Origin of the sequence: Mesorhizobium newzealandense (assembly GCF_042682145.1) — a bacterium.
GTDB classification, from domain to species: domain Bacteria; phylum Pseudomonadota; class Alphaproteobacteria; order Rhizobiales; family Rhizobiaceae; genus Mesorhizobium; species Mesorhizobium newzealandense.
Genome location: NZ_JBHUGZ010000007.1, coordinates 229,453 through 247,896 on the forward strand (window position 1 = coordinate 229,453; position 18,444 = coordinate 247,896).

Annotated in this window: 14 protein-coding genes, 2 tRNA genes and 1 pseudogene; 6 read left to right on the forward strand and 11 right to left on the reverse strand. The window is 64.6% G+C overall.

Translation table 11 applies throughout. From position 1 onward, the window contains the following. Nucleotides 1-21: 21 nt before the first annotated feature. From ACFSOZ_RS09890 to ACFSOZ_RS09925, 8 genes and pseudogenes are all read right to left on the reverse strand, one after another. Nucleotides 22-1,213, reverse strand: a pseudogene (locus tag ACFSOZ_RS09890) (beta-ketoacyl-ACP synthase). Between the two features lie 56 nt (nt 1,214-1,269). Then, nucleotides 1,270-1,551, reverse strand: a complete 282-nt coding sequence (locus ACFSOZ_RS09895; RefSeq protein ID WP_010909964.1) for an acyl carrier protein — start codon at nt 1,549-1,551, stop codon at nt 1,270-1,272. A 177-nt stretch (nt 1,552-1,728) separates the two neighbouring features. After that, entirely contained in the window at nt 1,729-2,871 is a 1,143-nt protein-coding gene (locus tag ACFSOZ_RS09900; protein ID WP_379096666.1) for a slipin family protein, read from the reverse strand. 372 nt (nt 2,872-3,243) lie between these two features. Continuing rightward, nucleotides 3,244-3,310 (reverse strand) — tRNA-Leu (locus tag ACFSOZ_RS09905). 1 nt (nt 3,311) lies between these two features. After that, nucleotides 3,312-3,385: transfer RNA gene (locus tag ACFSOZ_RS09910), tRNA-OTHER, on the reverse strand. A gap of 204 nt (nt 3,386-3,589) precedes the next feature. Further along, nucleotides 3,590-4,138 carry a histidine phosphatase family protein gene (locus ACFSOZ_RS09915; protein ID WP_379096669.1) on the reverse strand — a complete coding sequence of 183 codons (549 nt, stop codon included), beginning with the start codon at nt 4,136-4,138 and terminating at the stop codon, nt 3,590-3,592. Nucleotides 4,139-4,235: 97 nt separating this feature from the next. After that, entirely contained in the window at nt 4,236-6,335 is a 2,100-nt protein-coding gene (locus ACFSOZ_RS09920; RefSeq protein ID WP_379096672.1) for a tetratricopeptide repeat protein, read from the reverse strand. A 26-nt stretch (nt 6,336-6,361) separates the two neighbouring features. Beyond that, nucleotides 6,362-7,255, reverse strand: a complete 894-nt coding sequence (locus tag ACFSOZ_RS09925; protein ID WP_379096675.1) for a caspase family protein — start codon at nt 7,253-7,255, stop codon at nt 6,362-6,364. Nucleotides 7,256-7,367: 112 nt separating this feature from the next. On the opposite strand from ACFSOZ_RS09925, the gene ACFSOZ_RS09930 reads away from it, so the two are divergent. The 3 genes from ACFSOZ_RS09930 to ACFSOZ_RS09940 all read left to right on the forward strand — a co-directional run bounded on the left by ACFSOZ_RS09930 (nt 7,368) and on the right by ACFSOZ_RS09940 (nt 11,085). Continuing rightward, the gene (locus ACFSOZ_RS09930) at nt 7,368-8,318 is read left to right on the forward strand and encodes an AEC family transporter (RefSeq protein ID WP_379096678.1); all 951 of its coding nucleotides are present in this window, start codon (nt 7,368-7,370) and stop codon (nt 8,316-8,318) included. A 195-nt stretch (nt 8,319-8,513) separates the two neighbouring features. Continuing rightward, nucleotides 8,514-9,971, forward strand: a complete 1,458-nt coding sequence (locus ACFSOZ_RS09935; protein ID WP_379096681.1) for an NAD-dependent succinate-semialdehyde dehydrogenase — start codon at nt 8,514-8,516, stop codon at nt 9,969-9,971. A gap of 91 nt (nt 9,972-10,062) precedes the next feature. After that, on the forward strand, nt 10,063-11,085 hold the full coding sequence (locus tag ACFSOZ_RS09940; RefSeq protein ID WP_379096684.1) for an aldose epimerase family protein: 1,023 nt from the start codon (nt 10,063-10,065) through the stop codon (nt 11,083-11,085). A gap of 9 nt (nt 11,086-11,094) precedes the next feature. Here the strand turns inward: ACFSOZ_RS09940 and ACFSOZ_RS09945 are convergent, their stop codons facing one another. Next, nucleotides 11,095-12,018, reverse strand: a complete 924-nt coding sequence (locus ACFSOZ_RS09945) for a sugar kinase (RefSeq protein WP_379096687.1) — start codon at nt 12,016-12,018, stop codon at nt 11,095-11,097. Nucleotides 12,019-12,169: 151 nt separating this feature from the next. On the opposite strand from ACFSOZ_RS09945, the gene ACFSOZ_RS09950 reads away from it, so the two are divergent. Then, entirely contained in the window at nt 12,170-12,619 is a 450-nt protein-coding gene (locus tag ACFSOZ_RS09950; protein WP_379096690.1) for a FixH family protein, read from the forward strand. 7 nt (nt 12,620-12,626) lie between these two features. Then, on the forward strand, nt 12,627-13,826 hold the full coding sequence (locus ACFSOZ_RS09955) for a cytochrome-c peroxidase (RefSeq protein WP_379096693.1): 1,200 nt from the start codon (nt 12,627-12,629) through the stop codon (nt 13,824-13,826). A gap of 6 nt (nt 13,827-13,832) precedes the next feature. Here ACFSOZ_RS09955 and ACFSOZ_RS09960 read toward each other — a convergent pair whose 3' ends face one another. Beyond that, a complete protein-coding gene (locus ACFSOZ_RS09960) occupies nt 13,833-14,285 on the reverse strand; it encodes an Lrp/AsnC family transcriptional regulator (RefSeq protein ID WP_027029407.1) in 453 nt (150 codons plus the stop codon). A gap of 162 nt (nt 14,286-14,447) precedes the next feature. On the opposite strand from ACFSOZ_RS09960, the gene putA reads away from it, so the two are divergent. Further along, nucleotides 14,448-18,056: a bifunctional proline dehydrogenase/L-glutamate gamma-semialdehyde dehydrogenase PutA gene (gene putA / locus ACFSOZ_RS09965; RefSeq protein ID WP_379096696.1), complete on the forward strand. Its 3,609-nt coding sequence runs from the start codon at nt 14,448-14,450 to the stop codon at nt 18,054-18,056. A 16-nt stretch (nt 18,057-18,072) separates the two neighbouring features. Here putA and ACFSOZ_RS09970 read toward each other — a convergent pair whose 3' ends face one another. After that, nucleotides 18,073-18,444, reverse strand: a complete 372-nt coding sequence (locus tag ACFSOZ_RS09970; protein WP_379096699.1) for a bleomycin resistance protein — start codon at nt 18,442-18,444, stop codon at nt 18,073-18,075.

Sequence of the window (18,444 nt, forward strand, 5' to 3'; positions counted from 1 at the left end):
CATGGATTGCGTAGCGCCGCCTCAGGCGGCGTTGACCAGCGCCATGCCCTCGAATTGGTGATAGCCGATCGCCGTTGCAAGGACGCTTGCGGGAACGCCTTCGAACGGCTTTTCGGCTGCGGCATCAAAAACAGGGTAGGCGGCCTTGCGGTCGACGGCGAGTGCGGCCAGCGCCACGGCGAACGGAAACTGCGCTTCCTTCATATGTCCGGTCAGCGTCGAGAAGCCGCGCGCGGCGATCGCCGGATTGGCATCGAGTGCTGCTTTCTCGGCATTGGTTGCGGCATGCGCGCCCGATGCGCCCGACAGGGCAAGCAGTTTGCCGTTCGGCAATGCCGCTTTGCTGAGCAGTGCGGCGATCTCGGTATCGAGTTCCCCCCCGTGACCGCCTGGCGCGGCCGGAGACGACCGGGCCGAGCTCGGCATAGATTTTCCGGCCCCGGCTAGTCGCGTGTTCGCGCTGCTCCAGCACCAGGAAGGCGCCGCCGGAGCCTGAAACCACGCCGCCGCCCTCGGCACCCTGTCTTTGCCAGACGGGCTTCCACGGGCCGCGATGCAGATAGCCGGCAAGCTCGTAGCCGAGCAGCATGTCGGAATGTTCGGTCTGGAAGGCGCCGCCGACCAGGATGTGTGTCGACTGGCCGGAGCGGATACGTGCGGCGGCCGTCTCGACGGCGGAGACGCCCGCACCTTCCTCACCCATGAAGGTTCGCGACGAGCCGGTTACCTTGTGGACGATGGAGATGTTGCCGGCGAGCAGATTGGAAAGCTGGGCCAGGAACAGCGTCGGCCGCAATTCGGTGGTCAGCTTCTCGTTGAGCAGCACGTCGCGGTCGTTGCGGCTTTCGGAAGCGGCGAGAATGGCGGCGTCGACCGCTTCGTCACGTTCGCCGCCACCGGCCGCCACAACCATGTCCATGGTCGTGCAGAGTTCGTCATTGCCCTTAATGCCGGCATCATCCAGCGCCAGGCCGGCAGCATAGGTGCCGAGCCTCTGCCAGGTCTCCATCTGACGCTGGTCGCCGCGCTTGGCGATCTGCAGGTTCCAGTCGATCTCCGGCAGCGGATGGACGGTGTAGGGCGCGAAGCGCGCCGCTTCGAGCACCGGCTGCAGACCCGGCTGCGCGAGCTTCTGCCAATGGGCGTCCGGACCCTCTCCCAGCGAGGAGACAAGGCCGATACCAGTGATGACGACGTCGTGGGGGCTGCTCATGAGCGGCTTTGTGGGTCAGGCGGCAGAGCGCGTCAAGGTCGCGCGCTCAACTGACGTCAGGCGGTCTTGGCGGCGACCAGCGCGTCGATCTTGGCGCACAGGTTCTTCATGACGAAGTAGTCGTCGGTCGAAGCCTTGCCGTCATTGACCTCCTGGGTCCACTTTTCCAGCGGCACTTTGATGCCGAATTCCTTGTCGATGGCGAAGACGATGTCGAGGAAGTCGAGGCTATCGATGCCGAGATCGTCGATCGTGTGGCTCTCGGGCGTGATGGTGTCGATATCGATCTCGCTGGTGTCGGCGATGATCTTGGCGACTTTGTCGAACGTGGTGGACAAGGGGCTTTTCCTTCGGTTGCGGGCGGAATCTGTCCGCATGTGTTTGGGCGCTGTCTAATCGGTTTTTCCCGGCAGGAAAAGGCCTGATACGCCGGGCGCAGATGGGTAGGGTGCTCAAGAAACGCAAGAAGGGCCGCCGGTTGACCCGGCGGCCCTTCCCTTTGACGTTACGTCAGCTCAGCTGTCGCGGAGCTTGACCAGGTCGTTGAGCAGCCCGCCCGTTCCGTTGTGGACGGTCAGCCGCTCGACCTTGCCGGCGATGGTTTCCAGAGCCTCGAGCTCCTTCAACCGCAGCATCACCGGGTTCTCCGCCATCACCCGGGCCGTGTTGAGCAGCGAACGCGTGGCGTTCGTCTCCTCTCGGCGGCGGATGATGTTGGCCTCGGCCTGCTTTTCAGCCGACACCACCTGGTTGAGGATCTCGCGCATCTCGCCCGGCAGGATGACATCCTTGAGGGCGATATCGCTGACCTCCACCCCGATCTCGGCCATATCGGCGCGGACCTTGGTCGCGGCCTCCTCGTCGACCGTCACCTTCTTTTCAAGGATCTGGTCGAGCGTCAGCGCGGTCAGCGTCTTGCGGAAGGCATACTGCAGGGCGCGGTAGAGGGCTTCGGAGAAGTCCTTCACCGCGCTCACCGCCTTGACCGGATCGACGACCCGGTATTCGGCGGCGATGTTGACGCGGATCGTGACGTGATCCTTGGTCAGCACTTCCTGCCCGGCGACATCGAGCGACTGGCGCTTGAGGTCGACGACCTTGATCTGCACCATGCGTCCGACGTTCCAGAAGCCATGCACGCCCGCCGTCAACGTCCTGACCAGGACACCGTCGATGAACAGCAGTCCGGCCTGACCGTCGACGACCGGATGGACGGACATCAATTCCGTCTTCCGGGCCTGGCCGAGCCGGCGCATGACCGCCGCATCGATGGCGAGATCGGCTGAGGTGTCGATCACCGTCACCTTCCACGGACCGGCATCCGTCCACAGCAAGAGCTTGCGATCCGGCGCCAGCACGGCGTGCAGGTTGCCGTCACGCTCGATGACGGCGACCTCCGTGCGCCCGGTGCGAACGACGGTGAAATGACGCGCGGCCACATCCGGGAGCTTGTCGAACAACGCCTTCTCGTATGCCGAAACGAATTCCGGGTTCTTCAGATCGTGCCGCGACACCTCGAGGCTTCCGCGCCGGTTGGCGAGCCAATGCTCGCCCGGCAACAGGACAGCCTTGATCTCACCCTTGTAGAGGGTGAGGGCACGTTCGTTTTCCCTAACGAGGACGCGCTCGCGTCCAAGAACCTTGTCGAGAATGGTCATTGTCTTACTCCTGTCGGGCATGGCCCCATGCGAGGCGTCAAGTCATGCGTCGATCTTCCCTTCGTTTCTCGTTTCACATCATTTCTATCGTCATAGACCGGCACGAATGATCCGGGGACTGGTGGCATCCATCCGTGGCGGGCCTTCGGGAGCGGATCGCGGGGCAGCGAAGCGGGCGCCGGAGGCTTTGGCCTCCCTTGCCGGCGATGCTGCGCCTTGATCGTCACCGCTGGCCTGGCCGCGGGCCGATGGCGTCAGACTTTCTGGATGATCCGCGCCCGAGGGCTTGGGCCGTCCGTCCGGTCTTTCGCATTCCAGTCCCCGGACCGTTTTTCAGATAACACCGTGGCAGGGTGCTGGCTTATCAGCCAATGGAGAAGGATTCGAACCTTCGACAATCAGAACCTAAATCTGATGCTCTAACCAAACTGAGCTATCCGTGGTGCAGACAGCAGGAATCGAACCTGCGACCTCCGGACCCAAATCCGGCGCTCTTCCGCTGAGCTATATCCGCGATCCCAATCCCCAAAGCGGCGCCGTACACAGGGCGGCAAAGCCGCCTGCACGGGCGGAGACGAAAGCTCCAACCGTTGTGCTCACCTCGGTTCTCGTGACCGGGAGCGCGCCTATAGCCCCTGCGACGGGTTGTCGCAAGCGGCATTGTCGTGGCCAATTTGCGGCTTCTTTCAGTGGTGGCATTTCTGCAACACAGCCGAGGTCAGAACGTGACGCGGCCAAGCACGCGCAGGCCGTCGCCCTGCGGCTCGACGACCACGGCTTCGCCTTCGCGCGGCGAAACGCCGGTCAGCGCCACGATGTCCTCCAGATGCGTGACCATGACCAGATTGTCGGAGCCGGAATAGCCGCGGATTTCCTTCATGATCGCCGCGATCTGCGCCACCTTCTGCGTCTCGTCGCCCTTCAGCAGATCGAGCGGCGCGAAGAGCTCCGGCTCGGCCTCGAAAGCGATCCGCGCGGTGTCGAGGCAGCGGCAGTAGCGGCTGGACAGCACGCGCTCGATGGGTGCCGCGCGGGCGGCAAACAGGGCGCCGATCTTGCTCGCCTGCTGCTTGCCGCGCGCCGACAGGTTGACCTGGGTGGCGCAGCTGTCGATGTCGAAATTGGCCGGATCGGTGGTGCCGGTGACCATGGCATGACGCAGCAGCACGACATGTCCGCCGTCGCGCAACAGCGCCCAGCCGGCGTCGGTGGCGTGGGCTGCGGCCGGGATGGCGAGCAGAAGCAAAGCCAGCGCAAAGCGAATCATAGGCTATCCTTCTCCGGTTCCCGGCAATGGGTTCCGGTGACTGGACATATAGGGACGGTAAAGCCGGCCGAAAGACAAGGCGCGGTCGGACGGAGCCCTACTTCTTCGCCAACTGCTTCTTCACCAGATCGATCTTCTGGTCGGTCAACGGGATGGGCATCGTGTAGCCGGCTTCGGTAAAGCCTTGCTTGGCGTTCTCGAAGAATTCGATTGCCTTCTGATATTCGGCCTTGCCGCCGCCATAGCTGGCGCGGTTCCAGTGGATGTCGCCGAGATTGTTCTGTTCGAACGCCCACTGCATCGGCAGGCTTTCGCGGGTGAACACCTTCAACGTTGCCGTGAAAGCCGCCTCGGCGTCGCTGAGATATTTGTCGGTCCGCTGGAGATTACCGAGGTTGAGCAGGCTCATGCCGATGCCGTTCTGCGCATTGGCCCAGTCGACGGGCGCCGCCTCGATGGTCAGCACCTCAAGTGCTGCCCTGCGGGCGGCGATGGACTCAAGCAAGGTCTTGGGATCGGCATTGCTCATGCTCAGCCAGTGCAGCGCCGAGCCGACGCCGGCCTGGGCCAGTGCCCATTGCCGCGGGTTCGTCTCGCGCTTGTATTCGCGCAACGCATCGCGATAGGCGGCAATGGCCGCGCCGTAATGTTCCGGCTTGTCGGTCGCACCGCCGAGAAGCTGCATCGTGTTGCCGAGATTGTACTGGCTCATTGCCCAGTCGAGGGGGAATTTCCGCCTGACATAAACCTGTCGGGCGGCCTGGAACGCCGCGGCCGACTGTTCGAGCTTGGCCGCATCGAGGGTGCGCTGGCCAAGCGTCTGGTAGATCGAACCGAGATTGTTCTGGGCGGATGCCCAGTCCATCGGAAAACGCTGCCGGGTAAACACCGTCAGCGCATCGTCATAGGCCGCCGCGGCCTCTTCGAGCGCGCCGGTGCCCAGGTCGAAGCGAGCGACGCCGCTCAGCGCGTTGCCAAGATTCAGCCGGCTGGTCGCCCACGAGACCGGGAAGGTTTCACGGGTTCGCACCTCGAGTGCGGCGCGGAACGCATCGGTCGCCGCGTTGATCTTCGCCTTGTCGTTGAGCTGGATGCCGAGCGACACGAGCGTGTTGCCGAGATTGTTCTCGACCATCGCCCATTCCACCGGCGCTTTTTCGCGGGTGTATTCCTCAAGCGCCAGCCGGTAGGCCGCCTCCGCTTGCGGCAGATGCTCGCCGGCGGCCTCGCGCTCGGACAGCGCATAGAGCGCCAGGCCGAGATTGTTCTGCGAAGCCGCCCAGTCGAGCGGCACCTCGTCGCGCGGGCGCTTCTCCAGCGTGGCGCGCATCGCCGCCACCGCTTCGTTCAGGCGCTTCGGGTCGCTCTCGCGCTCACCGATCTTCAACAGCACATTGGCCAGATTGTTCTGCGCGGCGGCCCAGTTGAGATCGTCCTTCTCGCGCTCGAACACGATGAGGGAATCGCGAAAGATCTGCGCCGCCTCTTCGAGACGCGCGGTTTCGGTCTCGCGCTCGCCGATGGTCTGCAGCACCACCGCCATGTTGTTGCGGGTGATCGCCCAGTCGCGATTCTGTTCGCCATTGGGAATGAAGTTCAAGATGATGCGATAGGCCTCGATGGAGTGCTGCAGCGCATCGAGATCGCCGGTGGCATAGCCGAAAGCATTCAACGCCTCGGCTTCCTGGTTCTTGTAGTTCCAGCGCTGCTTGTCGTCCCATTTTTCGGCCAGCGAAAACGCCTTGGCGTAATCGTTGGCGGCGGACTTGTAGTCGAAGACCAACGCCGAGGCATCGGCCCGCCTAGCATAGATCGCGGCATCGGCAAGGCGCTTCTGCTTGACGAGATCTTCGGCTTCATCGACCGCATCGCTTGTCTGCTCGACCCGGCCGACCGCGTCATCGAGGAATTTGCGCGCCGTCACGATGGCGCCCTGGCCGATGGCCTTGTCGGCGGAGGCGACCAGGCGCTTGATTTCGGGATCGTCGGTGCGCAGCGCGGCGCGCTCGGACATCATCTTCTTCAGGCGCTCGGCCTGGGCGTCGAGCACCTTTTGCAGATCTGTCGGATCCTCGGGGATTTTTTCCGTGCCGAGCGCCTTCAGCACGCCATAGAGCGCGTCGAGCGGCACGCCTTCCTGCAGCGAAGCCAATTCCACTTGCGCCCGCTTCGGGTCGGGCAGGTCGGAAATGGTCAACAGCAGCTGCCGCCGCTCGCCGGTGATCAACCCGTCGTCGCCGGTCGGTTCCGGTGGTGCAATGCCGAAATAGAGCAGGCGGCGCAGGCTCTCATTGACCCAGGGCGCTGCTTGGCCTTGGTGTCGAGATAGACCTCCTCCGTCACCATGCGCATGACCGAACCGAACTCGGTGCCTTTCATTGCCGCCAGATGGCGCAGCAGGGCTGCCGCATAGGGGCTGTTTTCGCCGGCGGCGCCATCGAGCGCCGGGCGGCCCGGTTCGGCGGCAAAGCCGACCACGGTGCCCAGACTTTCGTCTGTCGCCGGCGTGTTGCCGAGCGCCTTGGCGCCACGCACCGGTTCCAGCCCGCCGGCGCCAATGGGCGAGGCGGAGGCTGTTGGCGCGCGTCGCACCACGGCGTCCGCCGGAAACGGATTTGTGCGGCAGGCATCGAGCAGCACGATCGTCACCGGCACGGTCTTTTTCAAAGCGTCCATGACGGCGGAAATCGGCACCAGGGTGGCGTCGGCATCCTTCAGGGACGACACGTCGGCATCGACTGGAACCAGATAGTTCTCGCCGCCGGCCTCGATGCCATGGCCAGAATAATAGATGAAGGCGACATCGGCGCCTTCGGCATCCTCCGTGAAACGCTCCAGATCCCGCTTCAGCTTGGCGGCGTCGCGGTCGGTGACATTGCGCGCGTCGAAGCCGAGGTCGGTCAGCATCTTGGCCATGTCGCGGGCATCGTTGGCCGGGTTGGGGAGGGCGGCGATGTGTTCGTATTTCGACTGGCCGATGATCAGCGCCACGCCCTTGAGGCTTTTCGTTTCGGCGGCCTGAAGCGCTGTCGCGGCAAGGCAAAACAGGGCGGCGACGAAAGCTGTCAGCCACGCCTGCCGGACAAGATTACGCTTTGAAGGTTCGACAAAGGTCATTTGTCGTCCGCGCCCACCCTGATAATTCAATCCCTCTATAACGCTGCCAGCCGACGATGATCAAATTCAGGCGCGATTGCGCCGCGACCGTGGCTCGCCTATCCCTGGAAAAATGTCTCCGCTCACCGAAACCGTCCTCTTCGTCTTCAGCCTCGTCGCGCTCGGCTATCTCGCCGGGTTCACGGGCTATCTGAAGCCGGCGAGCGGCGAGGGGATATCCGATTTCGCGGTCAGCGTGGCGATGCCGCTCCTGTTGTTCCAGACCATGGTGAATGCCGATTTCCACGGTGTCGCGCCATGGTCCCTTTGGGGCGCCTATTTCGCGGCAGTGGCAATCACCTGGACCGCCGGCCATGTCGTCACCACGCGGATTTTCGGGCGGGATGGACGCGCCGGGGTCGTCGGCGGGGTGTCGTCGGCCTACTCCAATGTCGTGCTGCTCGGCGCTCCCTTCATCCTTGGCATATTCGGCCCGAGCGGCTTCGAAGTGCTGTCGCTGCTGGTCTCCGTGCACCTGCCGATCATGATGATGGCGTCGATCGTGCTGTTCGAGATGTTCGGTCGGGGCGGCGGCGAGCCGATGCATCCCTTGCGCATCATCCGCAGTTTCCTGAGACGGCTGTTCATCAATCCGCTGATCATCGGCATTCTGGCGGGGCTGGCATGGCGCCTCAGCGGTGTGCCGCTGCCCGACCTTGTCATGCAGCTGGTCGATGCGCTGGCCGATACGGCCGGGCCCGTGGCGCTTTTCGCCATGGGGCTCAGCCTGCGCCGCTTCGGCATTTCCGGCAATGTCCGGCCGGCGCTGGCGCTTTCGGTGCTGAAGCTGTTCCTGATGCCGGCGCTGGTTCTTGCCTTCGTCTGGCTGCTCGGCCTGCCGCCCTTGACGGCCAAGGTGGCGGTCGTGGTCGCGGCGCTGCCGTCCGGCATCAATTCCTATCTCATCGCTGTCCAGTTCAACACCGGCCAGGCGCTGGCGTCGAACCAGATGACCATCGCCACGGCCTGCGCCGCGGTCACCACCGCTTTCTGGCTGACGGTGGTCGTGCAGGTATTCGGGTAGGGTATTTGAGGCGCGTTCATGCCTGCTTGCCCTCGTCTCGCGCTGGCCCAACCCCTATATGCCATCTTGCGATTGCTTGCTGGCCTTGCCCTAGGTAAAGAGCACTGGCTCCGGCGTGCCGGCTTCAGTCCATCGCGCACGCTCGCCGAAGACTTCACAGACCGGCCCGTCAGTGCGCCAAACGGAGGATAGACCATGCTTCAGAAAACCAGCCATTTCATGCGGCAGGCCAATCTCATCAATGGCGAATGGGTGCAGGCCGACAGCGGCCAGACGGTCGACGTCAACAACCCGGCCACCGGCCTCAAGATCGGCACCGTGCCGAAGTCGGGCAAGGCCGAGACCCGCCGCGCCATCGAGGCTGCCGAAACCGCCTTCAAATCGTGGCGCAAGACGACCGCACTCGAGCGCTCGAAGCTGCTGCGCAAGCTGCATGACGCGATGATGGATAACCAGGATGTGCTGGCCGAACTGCTCACCATCGAGCAGGGCAAGTCGCTGTTCGAATCCAAGGGCGAGATCGGCTCGGCCGCGTCCTACATCCTGTGGTTCGCCGAGGAAGGCCGCCGCACCTATGGCGACGTGGTGCCGTCGCCATGGGCGGACCGCCGCATCCTGGTGACCAAGGAACCGGTCGGCGTCATCGCCGCCATCACGCCGTGGAATTTCCCGTCCTCGATGCTGGCCCGCAAACTCGGACCGGCACTTGCCGCCGGCTGCACCGCGGTCGTCAAGCCGGCCTCGCAGACGCCGTACTCGGGTCTGGCCTGGGGCGCGCTCGCCGAGGAAGTCGGCTTCCCCAAGGGGGTCATCAACATCCTGACCGGTTCAGCCAGCGAGATCGGCGACGAGATCTGCGCCAATCCGCTGGTGTCGAAGATCACCTTCACCGGATCGACCGAGGTCGGCAAGCTTCTGATCCAGAAGTCGTCGGTCACCGTCAAGAAGGTGTCGATGGAACTTGGCGGCAACGCGCCGTTCATCGTCTTCGACGACGCCGATCTCGAGCGTGCGGTTGCCGGTGCGATCACCGCCAAGTACCGCAATTCCGGCCAGACCTGCGTCTGCACCAACCGCTTCCTGGTTCAGGCTGAAGTCTATGACAAGTTCGTCGAGAAGCTCGCTGCCGCCAGCAACGGGCTGAAGGTCGGGTCCGGCCTCGAGGACGGCGTGCAGCAGGGACCGCTGATCGACGAGAAGGCGGTCGAGAAGGTCGAGGAGTTGATCGCCGATGCGACCTCGAAAGGCGGCAAGATTGTCGCCGGCGGCAAGCGCCATGCGCTCGGCGGTTCGTTCTTCCAGCCGACCGTCATCGCCAACGCCACGCCCAAGATGCGCTTCATGAAGGAAGAGATCTTTGGCCCGGTAGCCCCGGTGTTCAAGTTCGAGACCGAAGAAGAGGCCATCGCGCTCGCCAACGACACCGAGTTTGGCCTCGCCTGCTATTTCTACACCGGCGATCTCGGCCGCGCCTTCCGCGTCATGGAAGGGCTGAAATACGGCATGGTCGGCGTCAATGAAGGCCTCATCACCACACCGGAGGCGCCGTTCGGCGGCGTCAAGGAATCCGGTCTCGGCAAGGAAGGCGGACATCAGGGTATCGAGGATTACCTCGACACCAAATATGTCTGCATCGGCGGCCTCGGCCTCTGATAGACTGTCCTGAGATGGGGAGGCCAATGGCCTGCCCATCTTGCGTGAGAAAACCAGCCGAAATCCTCTGGATCAACTGACGTTTGCGGGCATGGCGATGAAGGACGGCGAGGGTTTCGGCACGACGCAGGCAGGCGAGCCGGTGCGTCGCTTCACGATCAGGGGCGGCGGCCTCACCGCCAACATCATCGGGCTCGGCGCGATCGTCCAGGATTTGCGGCTGACCGGGCACGATGCACCGCTGGTGCTCGGCTATGACAGTCTGGAAGCCTATGAGACCGACACCGCCTTCTTCGGCGCGGTCGTCGGCCGCTATGCCAATCGCATCCGCGACGGCCGCTTCACCATCGCCGGCCAGCGCTACCAGACCGAGCGAAACTTCCTCGACAAGCATACTCTGCATGGCGGCTCGCAAGGCTATTTCCATCGGCCGTGGACGGTTTCGCTGCATGGCAGGGATTTCGTCACGCTGACGCTGCATGATCCCGACGGCACGATGGGCTTTCCCGGCGCGCTCGACGTCACCTGCACCTACCGGCTGAAGATCCCCGGCACGCTTAGCGTCGAACTGGCGGCGACCTGCGAGGAGCCGACGCTGTGCAATCTCACCCAGCATTCCTATTTCAACCTCGATGATGGCGGCGCCAGCGACATTCTCGACCACAGGATGATGCTGAATGCCGGCGCCTACCTGCCGGTCGATGGCGACATGATCCCGACCGGCGTGGTCAAGCCGGTCGACGGCTCGCCCTTCGATTTCCGCCAGGCGCGGCCGCTGCGCATGGAGACCGAAGGCGAACAGCTGCCCTATGACCAGAATTTCTGCCTCGCCCCGACGCGCGGGCCGCTCAAGCAGGCGTCCTGGACGCAAGGGGCGAGTTCCGGTGTCGAGATGGAGGTCTGGACCACGGAGCCCGGGGTCCAGCTCTACACCGGCCAGTACGTGACGCCGCGCAAGGGGTTGGAAGGGCGAGACTACAAGGCTTTCTGCGGCTTTTGCCTGGAGCCGCAAGTGTGGCCGGATGCGCCGAACCGGCCGTATTTCCCGCAGGCGACGCTGTGGCCCGGCGCGATCTACCATCATGTGACGGAATATCGGTTCAGGCTTCCGTAGTTCTTCAGGTCATTCGTTTTCGAACGCCGCTCGCAATGTCTCGAACGGCGCCAGGGCGCCGCGCACCTGAACCACGGCGGCGGCGACGCGATGCGCGCGCAAGACGGCATCTGCCGGGGCGTGGCCGGCGAGGCGTGCGGCCAGATAGGCGCCATTGAAGGAATCGCCGGCGCCTGTCGTGTCGACGGGCGCCGCGACATGGATCGCCGGCACGTCGTGCGATGTTCCATTTTCGGCAATCAGCGCCGGCGCATCGCCGTTCTTGACGATGACCTCGCTGACCACTTGCCCGAGCCGCTCAGTGGTCGCTTGCGGCGTGGCATCGCCGAACAGCATCTGCTCGTCGGGGAAGGTCGGCAAGGCGATGTCGGTGACGGCAAGCGCTGCGGCGATCGCGGCCTGCGCGTCCTCGCGCCGGTGCCAGAGTCGTGGCCGATAATTGGGATCGAAGGCGATAGTCGAGCCCGCCGCGCGTGCTTTGGCCACGGCCGCCAAAAGCGTGGCGCGTGCGGCATCGTCCAGAATTGCCAAAGTGATTCCGCTGAAGTACACAAGCGCCTGATTTTCCAGGTTTTTCGACAATTCCGCCGGATCGGAGGCGAGCTGCCGGGCGGCGGCGTCGCCGCGCCAGTAGGTGAAGGAACGCTCGGCGCCGGTCAAAGTGATCGCATAAAGGCCGGGCCGCGCGCCCGCTATGACCGGGCTGGAGCCGATGCCGATGCCGTTTTCAGCGAAGAAGCCGATCTGGCCTTGCGAGAACGGGTCGTCGCCGAAGGCCGAGACATAGGTTGCTGGCCGCTCAGCGCTCAATGCGTGCAGCGCCCACAGCGTGTTGAACGTGTCGCCGGCAAAGCCCATGCGCCAATTCGGGCCTGTCTGGCCCGACAGTTCGAGCATGCATTCGCCGATCGAGGCGACGCCGTTTCCCGCCATCTACAATCCTCCAGTGATCGAGGTGCTGTAGCTTTTTGCCACCGGCAGCGCCATGCTTGGCAAGCAGGGTTTTTTCCGCCACAGCGTTTTCCCACAGGCTGGCGGGACGCGATCCGTCCGGCAAAACGTTGTCTGCAGAAGAGGAACAGGTTTGGCATCGTTATGGCGTTATCTTCTGGCGGGTCTTGGTCTGGCTGCCTTGCTGGCCGGCATTCTCGCGGTCGTCTATCTGACGGCGCCGCGATCGGGCCAGCCTGCCGGCCCGGATGTCTCGCGGACGAAGAACACCGACAACGGGCTGTTCGTGGCCAGCTTTTCGCCGGAGCGGGGCGTCATGCGGCAAGGCGAACTGGAATCCTGGCTGCTGACGCTGAAGACAAAGACGGGAGTTCCAGTGGAGGGGGCCGCGATCGCGATCTCCGGCGGCATGCCACTGCACAATCACGGCCTGCCTACCAGCCCGCAGGCGACCGACTATCTCGGCGACGGGCGCTACCGGATCGAAGGGGTGAAATTCACGATGAACGGCTGGTGGCAGCTGCATTTCGCCATTTCGGCCACCGCCGGTTCCGACACGGTGCTGTTCAACGTGGTGCTGTGAGCGATCGATGAGGCACTTTCCGCGGTTTCTGGCGCTGATGGTGGTCGTCGTCCTTGCAGGTTGCGGCAAGCCTGACTTTTCCGACGCCGAGAAGAAGACCATCGCCTCGCTGGCGCTGTCGGCGCTGCCGCCGCTGAAGCCCGACACCACCAATCGTTTCGCCGATGTGCCGGCCGCCGCCGCACTCGGCTCGACGCTGTTCTTTGACCAGGGGATGAGCCGCGACGGCACGGTCTCCTGCTCGACCTGCCACAAGATCGACCGGCAGTTCCAGGACGACCTTCCGCAAGCGGTCGGCGTTGGCCACACCAACCGGCGCACCATGCCGCTGGCCGGCGTGGCGCGTGATCCCTGGTTTTTCTGGGACGGCCGCCGCGACAGCCTGTGGGCGCAAGCGCTGACGCCGCTCGAGAATCCGCTGGAGCAGGCGGGAAACCGCGCCGCCTATGCGCACTACATCAAGGCGCGCTTCGGCGAGCGCTATGAGCGCATCTTTGGACCGCTGCCTGACTTTTCCGGCATGCCGTTGAATGCCAGCCCGCTCGGAAACGATGCCGAGAAGGCCGCCTGGAACGCGATGAGCGGTGCGCAGCGCGACGCGATCAACGGCGTCTATGCCAATATCGGCAAGGCGATCGCCGCCTTCGAACGATCGATCGAGCCGGCACCGACCCGTTTCGACCGCTTTGCGCTGGATCTCGTCACCGGTGCCGAGCCGAAAGGCGATGCCGGCTTTTCCCAAGAGGAAATCCTCGGTCTGAAACTGTTCATCGGCAAGGCCAATTGCGTGACCTGTCACGACGGCCCGCGTTTCACCGACAACAGCTTTCACAACACCGGCGTGCCACCCGTTGCGGACCTGCCGCCGGATCGCGGCCGCATCGATGCCGTCGCGCAGGTCGAGGCCGACCCGTTCAACTGCCTGGGTGCCTTTCGTGACGGCGATGCCGGCGCCTGCGGGGAACTGCGCTTCATGGTCAAGGATGGGCCGCAACTGATGCGGGCCTACAAGACACCCTCGTTGCGCGGCGCGGCGACGCGCCCACCCTATATGCATGCCGGGCAATTCTCGTCGCTTGACGAGGTGGTCGCGCACTACGCCAAGGCCGTGCCTAGCGTCGAGGGGACATCCGAAATCCATCCGCTGGAGCTGTCGGATCGCGAGCGCGCGGCGCTGGTGGCTTTCCTGAAGACGCTGGCGGAGTGATCTAGACTACCGATCCTTCACGGTCTCCATCGCCACGAAGGTCGAGGTCTGGGCGACGTGGGGCAGGGCGGAGATGCGCTCGCCAAGCACTCGGCGATAGGCGGCGATGTCCCGGGTGCGGACCTTCAGCAGGTAGTCGAAGCTCGACGCCATCATGTGGCACTGCTCGATCTCCGGCACCGCCTGTACGGACCGGTTGAAGGCATCGAGTGCTGCGGAACGGGTGTCCGACAGTTTCACCTGGACGAAGGCGACATGGCCTTCACCCATGCGCTCGCGGTCGATGATTGCCTGATAGCCCCTGATGTAGCCGTCCTTTTCCAGCCGCTTCACCCGTGCCTGCACCGGCGTCTTCGACAGGCCGACCTTTGCCGCCAGTTCGGACATGGAGAGCCGGCCATCGCTTGCCAGCGCTGACAGGATGTTCCGGTCGATGCGGTCCAATTGGTCTTCTGTCATCAAAAGCGCAGTCCAAATGCCTGTTTTCGGCTGCGATGATAGATCGATTGATCCACCGTGTCGATTTCTTTGGACCGACTGAAATTCGTACCTGTGCTAGCTTGCGCCATTCGGTCCGGTGACCGCCGGTCCGCTCCCTGATGCTCGCTCCGCAGGACCGCCATGCCCCTAGATTCCATCCGCCAGCAGATCCGCGCCAACTATCTGCCCGACGAAGACGAGGCGGTGAAACGACTGGCCGAGGCGACGGGTCTTTCCGCGAAAGACCGCAAGGCGATCTCGACCCGCGCCGCCGATCTGGTGCGGGCGGTGCGCGGCTCTTCCGATCCACGATTGATGGAAGTCTTCCTTTCTGCCTACGGTCTCTCCACCAAGGAGGGCGTGGCGCTGATGTGTCTGGCCGAAGCGCTGCTGCGCGTGCCTGACACCGAGACCATGGACGACCTCATCGCCGACAAGATCGCGCCGCACGACTGGTCGGCGCATTCGGGCGGTTCGAGCTCCATCTTCGTCAACGCCTCGACCTGGGCGCTTATGCTGACCGGCCGCGTCCTCGACGAAGGCGAGGGCGGCATCGAAGGCACGCTGCGCTCGATGGTGCGCCGACTGGGCGAGCCGGTCATCCGCAAGGCGGTGGCCGCCGCCATGCGCGAGATGGGCGAGCAGTTCGTGCTCGGCCGCACCATCACCGAAGCCGTCAAGCGCGGCCGGTCGATGACGCAGAAGGGCTATCTCTATTCTTTCGACATGCTGGGCGAGGCGGCCCGCACCGAGGCTGACGCATTGCGCTATCACAAGGCTTACGCCGACGCGATTTCCTCGCTCGACGCCGGCTCCAACGGCCCGGATATCCGCCAGAACCACGGCATTTCGGTCAAGCTGTCGGCGCTGCATCCGCGCTACGAGGTGGCGCAGAAGGACGAGATGCTGCCTGTCATGGCCGAGCGGCTGTTGTCGCTGGCACTCGCCGCGCGGCATTCGCGCATGGGTCTCAACATCGATGCCGAGGAGGCCGACCGCCTCGATCTGTCGCTCGACGTCATCGAGCGGGTGCTGGCCGAGCCGGAGCTCGCCGGCTGGAACGGTTTTGGCGTCGTCGTCCAGGCCTATGGGCCACGCGCCGCCTTTGCCATCGACTGGCTTTACGCGCTGGCCAAGAAATACGACCGCACCATCATGGTGCGGCTGGTCAAGGGCGCTTACTGGGACACCGAGATCAAGCGGGCGCAGACGCTCGGGCTCACCGGCTATCCCGTCTTCACCCGCAAGGCCAACACCGACGTCTCCTACATTGCTTGCGCCAAAAAGCTGCTGTCGATGACCGACCGCATCTATCCGCAATTCGCCACCCACAACGCCCACACGGTTGCCGCGATCCTGTCGATGGCCGGGGACCGCGATTCCTTCGAGTTCCAGCGCCTGCACGGCATGGGAGAGGCCCTGCATGAAACAGTGCGCCGGTCCGAAGGCACCCGCTGCCGCATCTATGCGCCGGTCGGGGCGCATTCCGATCTGCTTGCCTATCTGGTCCGTCGGCTGCTTGAGAACGGCGCCAATTCCTCCTTCGTGCATCAGCTGACCGACGAGGAGGTCGAGCCGGAGGACATCGCCCGCGATCCGCTCGAAACGGTCGAGGACCAGGGCCCCGCCGCCAATCCGGCGATTGCCCGGCCTTCCCAGATATTCGGCGCTGGCCGCCGCAATTCGAAGGGTTTTGACATCACCGACACGGTGACGCTGGCGGCGATCGACAAGGCCAAGGCTGCGTTCGCAGGCCCCGACCGCTGGCATGCCAAGCCGATCACGCGGGCCGCCGGCTACGGCAAGCAGCGCCCGATCGTCAATCCGGCCAAGCCTTCCGAAGTGGTCGGCACGGTCAGCGAGGCGACCGCCAAGCAGGTGACGACCGCCGTGCGCATTGCCGTCGAGGCGCAGCCGGCCTGGGCCAAGCGTCCCGTCGCCGAGCGCGCCGCCATCCTCAACCGCGCCGCCGACCTCTACGAGGCCAATGCCGTCGAATTCTTCGCACTTGCGACGCGCGAGGCCGGCAAATCGCTGGCTGACGGTGTGGCCGAGGTGCGCGAAGCGGTCGACTTCCTGCGCTACTACGCCGCCGAGGCGACCAATGCCGAACCGGGCACGCAGGCGCGTGGCGCCATCGTCTGCATTTCGCCGTGGAATTTTCCGCTCGCCATTTTCACCGGCCAAATAGCGGCGGCACTCGTCAGCGGCAATTCGGTGATCGCCAAGCCGGCCGAGCAGACGCCGTTGATCGCCTTCCGCGCCGTCGAAATGCTGCGCGAGGCCGGCGTGCCGGAAGACGTCATCCAGCTTCTGCCCGGCGACGGCCCCTCGGTCGGCGGCCCGCTGACCGCCGATCCGCGCATTGCCGGCGTCTGCTTCACCGGCTCGACCGAGGTCGCCAAGCTGATCGAGAAGCAACTGGCCGAGACTGCCGCGCCCGATGCCATGCTGATCGCCGAGACCGGCGGGTTGAATGCCATGATCGTCGATTCCACCGCGCTGCCCGAGCAGGCGGTGCGCGATATCCTGGCCTCGGCCTTCCAGAGCGCCGGCCAGCGCTGCTCGGCGCTGCGCGTGCTCTACGTGCAGAAGGATGTCGAGAAGAAGATGCTGGAGATGCTGAAAGGCGCCATGGAGGCACTCAGCATCGGCGATCCCTGGCGGATTTCGACCGATGTCGGCCCGGTCATCGACGACGAAGCGCAGACTTCAATCCGCGACTACTGCACGAAGATGGGGCTGCAGGGCCGGCTGATCGCCAAGCTCGAGGCGCCGAAGGAGGGCCGCTTCGTCGCCCCGCATGTCTTCCGGGTCAAGGGCATCGAGGACATGGAGCGCGAGGTGTTCGGGCCAGTGCTGCATGTCGCGACGTTCGACGCCGACGAGATCGATGCGGTCATCGCCGCCATCAACCGCAAGGGCTATGGCCTGACCTTCGGCCTGCACACCCGCATCGAGGGCCGCGTGCAACATTTCGTCGACGGCATCCATGCCGGCAACATCTATGTGAACCGCAACCAGATCGGCGCCGTCGTCGGTTCGCAGCCATTTGGCGGCGAGGGGCTGTCGGGCACCGGACCGAAGGCCGGCGGCCCGCACTATCTCCGCCGCTTTCGCAAGGGGCCGGAGGCCGGCACGCATATCGCCGAAGGCCACAAGGTGACGGCGACCGAGCTTGCCGACAATCTGCCCGATCCGACGCTGGGCGGCTGGTCGACGCGGCCCGACCGGGTCGCCATCCTGAGAAAGCATCTGCGCGGCAAGGGCGCGGCAGCCATTGGCGCCGCCGCCGGTATCGACTTCGGCCAGGTCGACCTGGCCGGGCCGACCGGCGAGGCCAACACGCTGTCGCTATCACCGCGTGGACGAGTGCTGTGCCTTGGCCCCGATGGCGACACGCTGCTTGCGCAGACGATCCAGGCGCTCGCCGCCGGCAATGCGGTGCTGGCTGTCGCGCCCGGCGCACCGGTGGCGCTCTCGGCGCTGACCGGCAAGGGCCTGCCGCTGGCCGCCATCGACGGCCGGCCGGATCCGGTCGAAGCTCGCTCGCTGCGCGTCGACGTGGTCGCTTTCTCTGGCACGCCCGAGGCCGCGCGCATCGTGCGCAGGGTTATCGCCGACCGCAGCGGGCCGATCGTGCCGCTGGTCAGCGAGGTGCTCAACCCGGCGGCCTATGCGCATGAACGCGCCGTCTGCGTCGACACCACCGCTGCGGGCGGCAATGCGAGCCTGCTGGCCGGCTCCTAGTTCAACGGACGGCTGCTTACACCTCTTCGGGTGCGCAGCCGAACCTCAGCAGATTGCCGTGCGGGTCGCGGATATAGAACTCCTTCATGTTCCACGGCCGCACCGTGAACGGACTGAGTTGCCTCACCCCGCGCGATGAAAATTCGGCATGCAGCGCCGGCACCTCGCCGCCCCTGATATAGCAGGACGAGACTTCGGGAAGTTTGCGGTCGCCGCTCTTCCAGAAATGGATCTCGATGTCGCCACGGCGCACGATCAGATAGTCGTCCATCTCCGGCCCGACGACACCGAAGCCGAGCTCGTCGCGATAGAAATCGCGAGTCTCCACAATGTCGGGTGAAGGCAGGACCGGAATGCTGCGCGCGAGGTCCTCGGCAGGCGTTGCCAT